The organism is Thalassolituus sp. UBA2009, assembly GCF_002335285.1.
Taxonomy (GTDB): Bacteria; Pseudomonadota; Gammaproteobacteria; order Pseudomonadales; family Oceanobacteraceae; genus Venatoribacter; species Venatoribacter alkanivorans.
This window is the reverse complement of sequence record NZ_DDCJ01000039.1, coordinates 48,121-57,359: the sequence shown is the minus strand read 5'-3', so window position 1 is coordinate 57,359 and position 9,239 is coordinate 48,121. Positions and strand designations below refer to the sequence as shown.

The 9,239-nt window shown below is 52.2% G+C and carries 5 protein-coding genes; 2 read left to right on the top strand and 3 right to left on the bottom strand.

The features are described 5' to 3' along the window. Window positions 1–305: integrase core domain-containing protein (locus tag B3P58_RS04540; protein WP_286716303.1), on the top strand; the 305-nt coding region annotated here is incomplete at its 5' end. Window positions 306–1,955: 1,650 nt separating this feature from the next. Here B3P58_RS04540 and B3P58_RS04535 read toward each other — a convergent pair. Further along, complete coding sequence (locus B3P58_RS04535) at window positions 1,956–2,864, bottom strand: hypothetical protein (RefSeq protein ID WP_286716301.1); 909 nt, start codon at window positions 2,862–2,864, stop codon at window positions 1,956–1,958. Between the two features lie 258 nt (window positions 2,865–3,122). Between B3P58_RS04535 and B3P58_RS04530 the strand changes: the two genes are divergently transcribed. Then, window positions 3,123–5,324: an OsmC domain/YcaO domain-containing protein gene (locus tag B3P58_RS04530; protein ID WP_286716300.1), complete on the top strand. Its 2,202-nt coding sequence runs from the start codon at window positions 3,123–3,125 to the stop codon at window positions 5,322–5,324. Window positions 5,325–5,394: 70 nt separating this feature from the next. On the opposite strand, the gene cobA is transcribed toward B3P58_RS04530, so the two are convergent. Beyond that, entirely contained in the window at window positions 5,395–6,243 is an 849-nt protein-coding gene (gene cobA, locus B3P58_RS04525; RefSeq protein ID WP_225691932.1) for a uroporphyrinogen-III C-methyltransferase, read from the bottom strand. Further along, entirely contained in the window at window positions 6,243–8,999 is a 2,757-nt protein-coding gene (locus B3P58_RS04520; protein ID WP_286716297.1) for a nitrate reductase, read from the bottom strand. Before B3P58_RS04520 ends, cobA begins: the two co-directional genes overlap by 1 nt. Window positions 9,000–9,239: the final 240 nt, after the last annotated feature.

The following is a 9,239-nucleotide window of genomic DNA, read 5'->3' as shown; positions in this document are numbered from 1 at the left end:
ATTCCGATCAGGGCGCTCAATATACAAGCCTGAAATATCGGCAACAGCTCTGTTGTTACAGGATGCAGCAGAGTATGAGTCGCCGCGGAAACTGCTGGGATAATGCGCCGATGGAGCGTTTATTCCGAAGTCTGAAAACCGAGTGGATACCGGATAAGGGGTATCGTTCGGTGATGGAAGCAAAAATGGATGTGGGCCGGTATCTGATGCATTACTACAACAGCTACAGGCCACACAGTGCTAACAATGGGCTGAGCCCATCGGCAGCCGAAGAATTACTTAAGACCGTGTCCGGAATTAGTTGACCACTACAACCTTACCCGCTGTTGCATATGGAGCTGACAGCCGTTTAACGGACGGAAACATAAGATAAGGACATTGCTATGAGTGAACCGGTCATGTGGGTTCGTAATCTTTATACTGGCGCCGGTGGTGGTGCGTATTCCGGCCCCGGCGGAGGCATGTATCGCGGTCCCGGAGGGGGCGCATCTGTCGGTCCAGGCGGCGGCCTGTACCGCGGACCGGGCGGCGGAGCTTATAAAGGCCCTGGTGGTGGATTGTATATCGGGCCTGGTGGTGGTGCTTATGCTGGCCCCGGGGGCGGTTTATATACGGGGCCTGGCGGTGGTTTATACACTGGCCCGGGCGGTGGCCTCTATACCGGTCCGGGCGGGGGAATGTACACCGGCGCGGACCCGAATCCATTTATGGCTCATTTTCCTCCATGGCCTGTTTTTGCCCGTGAGCTCAGGGCGATGGGCAAACACCGGGAGGCGGAATTAATTGAAAAAGCGTTGCGGCGTACGGGGGGAAGGTAAGCAGATGATAACGTGGCCTGTACGATATGCAGCTCAATTGTTTTACTATTTCCGCTCTGGTTTTGAAGAGAGCCAAATAACTTTCGACGTTTATCAGGATTTTTTTGTTGGCAGGGGGCGGGTTTGATTGATATCTGATTCCCCCAAGCCTTATCAGGCTGTCAGTATTTTTCTGAGAGCCTGGCAGTATGAGATCCGGTAATTCATAAAGCCCATTAGTACATCATTTAGTATCTTTTTAGTACGCTAAGCTCATCAAGCACCGTAACACTTCCACACTTACGTCCCAGATATTCTAGTTCACTGTTTGTATAACTACGCGGAAAGGTATTAATGAAAACAAACTTACCATCAATGAGTGTAACAACATCAGCCCCCTTTGCGGATGATGATACATCCCCTCTAAAACTTATCGTTCCTTTGACACCTTCGCAGGAATAAAAGAGAAGATTTAGGCTACCATAGAAGGCCAAAGCCACGTATAGAGATAGAAAGGCAAAAAACCATACCCAACAAACATCTTCGTAAGGGAGTAAGACTTCAAATAAGGCGTAACTGCAACACAGGAAAATATACAAAAAAAGACCGCAGAAGCTAACAAGCCCCAAACATTAGCGGTTATATAATCTTCACAAAACCAGCAAATAATTATTAAAACACAGAGAGCGTTCATGTATACCACTGAAACACTTTTCATTTAAAAACCACCAATACTTATGTCGCTCATGCCAGTATCATCTAATGAAGTCATATTAAAATTCAGCTCCTCTGAAGGTCTGTAATCAGCCTGATCTTTAAGCGCCTCCTGTATGCTCTTTATAAGCTTTGATGTGAAGCACTATGTGTTTGAATAGTATAGTGGTCAAATAAATCTGGCCAGCCTTCTTTATGGGCATTACTGTCCTTTTGGTGTTTGCAACTTGCGTTGTTTCCGCAATCGTAGAACTCAGTTCTCAAGGGTGGATTTTCCGGCACCTGAGCTGAATACCGATATGGTCTACTAGCAGTTGAGTCAATGCGAGTTTAAATTCGCGGCTGAGCTGTCTTCGGTTTCGCGCTAGCTGTACGTTTTTGGGAAAATGTCACCCATCGCCAGGTTGCCAAATAAATTAGGCCATTACCCAGAAAGAGAAACCGTCAGATATAGTCAATCATAATCCGGCTCCACATATCCTCCGCTAACAATGCAATCTTCTCGTTGTCCGTAGGAAAGGCTGGTCCCTCTCTGAAGGCGCCGCCAAATTTTCTCTCCAGCTCTGTTTTGTTGTGCAGGATGGCGCTCTTCAGCAAGAGATGTATCTGTGCTTTAAGCTGGTCTTTTGCCGGAATTTCATACCAGCCGATATTCTCCGTTTCGTAAAAACGGACAATGCTGTGCGCACGATAGGCTTTGCCTTTGGTTTTAAAATCGCAAGTCAGGCGGAATTGTATTTCAACATTTTTGCCATCGTCATCGGGCTGATCACAGATCACAAAGGCCATCTCGCCTTTGATGGCGGGTGACGAGCGCGCAGGCAATGATTCGGTGATGATGCTGCAATCAGACGGTTGTACATAGGCTTTATTGCCCAGAGAAAGAGCAATATTGTTGGTCTCACGACAGTCGTAATCGTTGACACATACTTTATTGCCAGCGCGCTGGACAAAGCGGTCACAGGCACTCGGGGCGTCATCAGGGAAGGTGCTGCTGTCGCAGGCTCTGTTCAGTATCTGCCACTGCAGACCAAGGTAAATCGCCTGATGCTGATGCAGATTGCTGTTACGCAGGGAAAAACTCTTGCTGGCAAGTGCTTCTGCCTCGGTGGGAAAAGCATCGGATATAAAATGTTCCTGATTAAAACAGTAACTGGCAATAAAAGCCTGCTCATGCTCATCGAAGGTAATCACTGCATGCCCGATATCAATGGCGTCAAAGACAAAGAAATGCTGCCGCCAGCCAGCGCTGTTGCTGAATGTTGATGGGGTATTGTTGCGGCTCAGCAGCGTGTTGCTCCAGCGTTGCAGGGTATCTTCCAGTGATGTCCTGATATCGGGTGTAACGTCCATATTCCGGCTCGGTGATGACTTGGCCCGCCAGTATAACGTCCGCCAATGGTGTTATGAATAGGGAACATAATAAGGAGGGGCGGGAGAACGCGGCAGGAAGGACAGTTTTCTTATGACTGGCAGGGCTGAGCAGAGGGTTCCTCAGGAGCACTTCAAAAAGCAAACAAGACTCCGCGCCTAAAAACTGGATAATAGCGCTCATTCTGATCCGGGCAGGCTGAACGCCCGGTTGCAACCCGCTTATTCTGGTATTCCCGCATGCAAATTAAGGTCAATTTTCTCGACAACCTCCGTCTGGAAGCCAAATTCGACGACTTTACCGTGGTGGCTGATCAGCCGATCCGCTACAAGGGAGACGGTTCCGCACCGGGACCGTTTGATTACTTTCTGGCCTCTTCAGCCTTGTGTGCGGCCTATTTCGTTAAGCTGTACTGCCAGACCCGTGATATCCCGACTGAGAATATCCGCCTGTCGCAGAACAATATCGTCGATCCGGAAAACCGTTATAACCAGATCTTCAAGATTCAGGTCGAGCTGCCGGAAGATATCTCCGAGAAAGACCGTCAGGGGATTCTGCGCTCCATTGACCGCTGTACGGTTAAAAAGGTTGTACAAACCGGCCCGGAGTTTGTCATTGAGGTGGTCGACAACCTCGACGAAGACGCACAGGCGCTGTTGATGACACTGCCGGCCGATAATGCGGCGACCTATATTCCGGGCAAGGATTTACCACTGGAGCAGACCATTGCCAATATGTCGGGTAAGCTGGCCGATCTGGGCATGAAAATCGAGATCGCTTCCTGGCGCAATATCGTGCCGAATGTCTGGTCGTTGCATATCCGTGATGCCGATTCGCAGATGTGTTTTACCAATGGTAAAGGCTCCAGCAAAGAAAGTGCGCTGGCCTCGGCGCTGGGCGAATTTCTTGAACGCCTGAACTGCAATTTCTTTTATAACGATCAGTTTTTTGGCGAAGAGATCGCTAACGCCGATTTTGTTCATTACCCGCAGGAGCGCTGGTTTAAACCCGGCCCGAACGATGAACTGCCGCAGGACATTCTCGATGAATACTGTCTGGATATTTATAACCCGGATGGCGAACTGTGTGGCTCACACTTGTACGATACGAACTCGGGCAATGTTGAACGCGGTATCTGCTCGCTGCCCTATGTGCGTCAGTCTGACGGCGAAACGGTCTATTTCCCCTCTAATCTGATTGAAAACCTGTTTCTCAGTAACGGCATGAGTGCCGGTAACACCCTGGCTGAAGCACAGGTACAGTGTCTGTCCGAAATTTTTGAACGCGCGGTAAAACGCGAAATTCTGGAAAATGGAATCGCGCTGCCGGATGTTCCGCAGGACGTGCTGGCGAAATATCCGGGTATTGTTGCCGGTATTCAGGGATTGGAAGAGCAGGGCTTTCCGGTTCTGGTAAAAGATGCCTCCCTTGGCGGCCGTTTCCCGGTCATGTGCGTCACCCTGATGAACCCGCGTACCGGCGGTGTGTTTGCTTCTTTTGGCGCCCACCCGAGTTTTGAAGTAGCACTGGAGCGGAGCCTGACCGAATTATTACAGGGCCGCAGTTTTGAAGGCTTAAATGATCTGCCGCAGCCAACCTTTGAAAGCCAGGCCGTGCAGGAGCCGAATAATTTCGTTGAGCACTTTATTGATTCAACCGGGTTGGTGTCCTGGCGCTTTTTCAGTGCCAAAGCCGATGTCGATTTTGTTGAATGGGATTTTTCTGCCAATAACGAAAAATCCAACGAAGAAGAGGCGGCCAACCTGTTCGCCATTCTGGAAAAACTCGGGTTGGAAAGCTATATGGCGGTGTATGACGATTTAGGCGTTAATGCCTGCCGGATTCTGGTGCCAGGGTATTCTGAAGTGTATCCGGTGGAAGACCTGATCTGGGATAACACCAATAAAGCGCTGTATTTCCGCGAAGATATTCTTAACCTGCACAGCCTTGATGATGAGCAACTGGAAGATCTGGCTGAGCGTCTGGAAGAAAGCGGTCTGGATAACTACACCGATATTATCACCCTGATCGGCGTTGAATTTGACGACAACACCGTCTGGGGGCAGCTCACCATTCTGGAACTGAAACTGCTGATTTATCTGGCACTGGATCGTCTGGAAGAAGCGAAAGAGCTGACCGAAACCTTCCTGCAGTTTAACGACAATACGGTTGAGCGCGGGCTGTTTTATCAGGCGCTGAACGTGATGCTGGAAGTGGTGCTTGATGACGAACTGGAGCCTGAAGACTACATCGGCAATTTCCGCCGTATGTACGGTAACGAGCGTATGGATGCTGTTGTCGGTTCCATTGAACGCAGTGTGCGTTTTTACGGCTTAACACCAACCAACATGCAGCTGGAAGGGCTGGATAAACACCTGCGTCTGATTGCCAGCTACAAAAAGCTGCATGTCGCGCGGGCTGCAGCGGCGGGGCTTAATTAAGCACGAGTCATTACGCTTATATTTATTAATGCCAGACGAAAGCCCTGCAGAGCAGGGCTTTTTTATATCCTCAGGCTACTGCCTGTGCATTCAGCTCAGCCTGCAGTTCTTTATTACTGCGTGCCATCGCTGCCACTTCCCCGACAATAATCAGCCCCGGACCATCGCTCTCGCTTTTCAGATAACGTTCGGCCAGATACGCAAGATCCATCAGTACGCCTTTAAAAACCTGTTGGTTGGCTAACGTGCCGTTGGTGATTAAAGCCACCGGGGTGGATTCGTGCAGGCCTTCCTGCAGCAGTTGGGCGGTAATCGGCCCGGCCTGGCGCAGGCCCATATAAAATACCCGGGTTGGATTCTGGCACGGAGAAAATTCGTTAAATTTGCTATGACCGGAATGCAGTACCAGCGCATTGCCATAATCGCGGTGGGTGAGGGGAATACCGGCTGCCGCGGCACAGCCTCCGGCGGCGGTAATGCCGGGGACAATATCCACTTCCACGCCGCGCTGTTGCAGGTATTCCATTTCTTCGCCGCCGCGACCAAAAATAAAAGGATCGCCGCCTTTTAAACGTACCACGCGCTGGTATTTTCCGGCAGCCGATAACAAGGCTTTATTAATATCCTGCTGCGTCATTTTATGCGCGCCGCAACGTTTACCGGTATGGATACGTGCACACTGGCGCGGCAGCAGGGCGAGAATATCGTCAGAAATCAGGCTGTCGTACAGCACCACGTCGGCCTCGGCGATGACCCGCATGGCTTTTAAGGTCAGCAATTCCGGATCGCCCGGACCGGCGCCGACCAGCCAGACTTTTCCTGAACCTTTCTGCTCTTTGCTGCCTGGTGGATTGGTCAGTTTGGATGCATGCAAAGAGGACGCACGTTTTACCGGATTTTTTGCCTGTATTGTCATCATTATAATTCCACTGCAGTGCAGGCCGCGTCGCTGAACAGGGCTGCAGGTTGTGTATCGCTACCGGCGCTGTGGCTGGCCAGCAGGGTTTTTAACTCGGGAATGCAGGAGCCGCAATTGGTGCCGCAACGCAGAGCCTTGCCTAGTGCGTCACTGCTGTCGCAACCGTTATTAATGGCCTGAATAATCTGTTTTTCACCGATCTGGAAGCAGGAGCACACAATAGCGCCATGATCCGGGGCATCAGCCGGTTGGCCGGCAAGCAGAGCACGGCGCTGCTGGCTGCTCAGTTCGCTCTGGGCAAAGCATTCGGTCAGCCACTGACGGTTACTGAACTGCAGATCTTTATGAACAAAAATGACGGCTTCAAGCTGGTTATTAACAATCAGAACATGGCGGTAATGTTGCTGAGCGGGGTCGCTCAGCGTTAACCACTGGCCTTTTAACGGTTGGTCCGGCAGCCGCTGACGCAGAGCATCGACAAACTGGCCGGCATCGCCCTGACCGGCCACTTCGTAGTACATGCCAGGATTATGGATGTCGTCGCCAAACACACCGCAGGCCCAGTAAGCGCAATCCGGCGTGCCGATATCACGGCGGCTTAACACAAAGCCCTGCCACCCGGGGCGGAAAGGCTCGGCATTAACCGCACTGTATTTCAGTTCCGGCTGACCGGAGATAGCGTCCACGCTGTTGTCTGTCAGGGTACCCATGCGTGCGGCACTGGCGTAACGGCTGGTCCAGTGCATGGGTACAAATATTTCGCCGGTGCGTTGGTTATCACTGATATGGGCACGCAGCAGCAGGCTGCCACGGGGGTTGAATATCCGTACCAGTGAGCCGTCTTCAATCCCGCGCAGGGCGGCATCCTGCGGGTGAATATCGGCGTATGGTTCGCTGATATGCTGTGCCAGCCTCGGTGCTTTACCGGTGCGGGTCATGGTGTGCCAGTGATCGCGTACACGGCCGGTGTTCATAATCAGATCGCCGCCAGTGCGGGGGACTGGCAGTTCGGGGGCAACGGCAATAAAGCGTGCTTTACCGTTATCGGTATAGAAGCGACGGTCATCAAAAAAGCGCTGACGCCCCTGCGGATATTGCGCATTCACCGGCCACTGTACCGGTGCCATGGCGTCGTATTGCGCGCGGCTCATACAGCTTAATCCGCTTAAATCAAAATCACGGCTGCCGTTATTTTCAAATGCCGAGAGTCTCGCATGTTCGTCAAAAATATCGGCCGGATGGCTGTAGTTAAATGCATCTGCATGACCCAGGGCATGGGCCACCTGGGTGATAATCCACCAGTCGGGCATGGCTTCACCCGGTGGCGGCAGAAAACCGCGCTGACGTGAAATCCGGCGTTCGGAGTTGGTGACGGTGCCGTTTTTTTCGCCCCAGCTGGCTGCTGGCAGCAATACATGGGCAGCGGCAGCAGTATCGGTATCGGCCATGCAATCGGAAACCACCACCAGTTCGCAGTGTTTGAGTGCTTCTTTTACATCGTCGGCATCGGGCATGCTGACCAGCGGGTTGGTGGACATAATCCACAGAAATTTGATCTCGCCGCGTTTAACTGCCTGAAACAGGTCAACGGCTTTCAGGCCCGGACGTTCGGCCAGATTGGGTGCCTGCCAGAAGCGCCGTACCCGGTCGCGCTCGGCAGCGGAAAAATCCATATGCGCAGCCAGCTGATTAGCCAGTCCGCCCACTTCACGGCCGCCCATAGCATTGGGCTGACCGGTAATGGAAAAGGGCGTGGCGCCGGGTTTACCAATACGGCCGGTGGCTAAATGCACATTGATGATGGCATTGCCTTTATCGGTGCCGGTCGCGCTCTGGTTAATACCCTGAGAATAAAAAGTAACCGTGCGTGGGGTATCGGCAAACCAATGAAAGAACTGCGCCAGATCTGAGGCTTCTATATCCAGCTGGCCGGCAACGTCTTTCAGGCTGCGGCATTGTTGCCGTGCGGCCTCCAGCGCGCTGCCAAAACCTTCGGTATGCAGGGCGATAAAATCGTGGTCGAGGTTATTGGTTTCACCGAGATACGCCAGCAGGGCGGTAAACAGAAAAGCATCGCTGCCGGGACGGATAGCCAGATGCAGATCGGCGAGATCACAGGTGGCGGTGCGGCGCGGATCAATCACCACCACTTTCATATCCGGGTTGGCTTTTTTCGCGGCCACCATGCGTTGATACAAAACGGGGTGGGCCCATGCCGCATTGGAGCCGGTCAGCACCAGCAGGTCGGCCTGCTCTAAATCTTCGTAGCAGCCGGGTACGGTGTCGGAGCCAAACGCACGCTTATAGGAGGCAACGGCCGAGGCCATGCACAGACGGGAGTTGGTATCCATATTGGCGCTGCCGATAAAGCCCTTCATCAGCTTATTGGCAACGTAATAATCTTCGGTCAGCAGCTGGCCGGAGCCATAAAAGGCCACAGCATCCGGCCCATGGGTATGAATCACTTGCTGAATTTTATCGGCAATAAGGTTGATGGCCTGGCTCCAGCTGCTGCGCTGGCCGTTCATGAGCGGATACATCAGGCGGCCGTTATGGCTGATGGTTTCATGCAGCGCTGAACCTTTTACGCACAAGCGGCCGAAGTTAGACGGATGGCGGCTGTCTCCGGCGACCGGTAACAGCTGTCCATTCTGCTGGCTGATATCAACGCCACAGCCAACACCGCAGTAAGGGCAGGTGGTCTGCGTTTGCTGTGTGGCGGTTAACGGCGTTGCTGTCTGCTCAATGGCGCTCATCGGCAATCCACTCTGAAAAATCCCAAAAAAAAGCGCCCACAGGTTTTTACCTGTGAGCGCCAATGCTCATTCTGCACAACATACGTTTCGTCGCGACAGGCCTTGTAAGCGCTGTGTATGACGGTTGGCATCTGCGTTGATGCCGGAAACGGCCTGATAGTGGCAGCTTCGTTATTCAAGACAATTCAAGATAAGTGCCAATCCTGCGGGCAAACCTGAAAAATAACAGCAAAGGCGCAG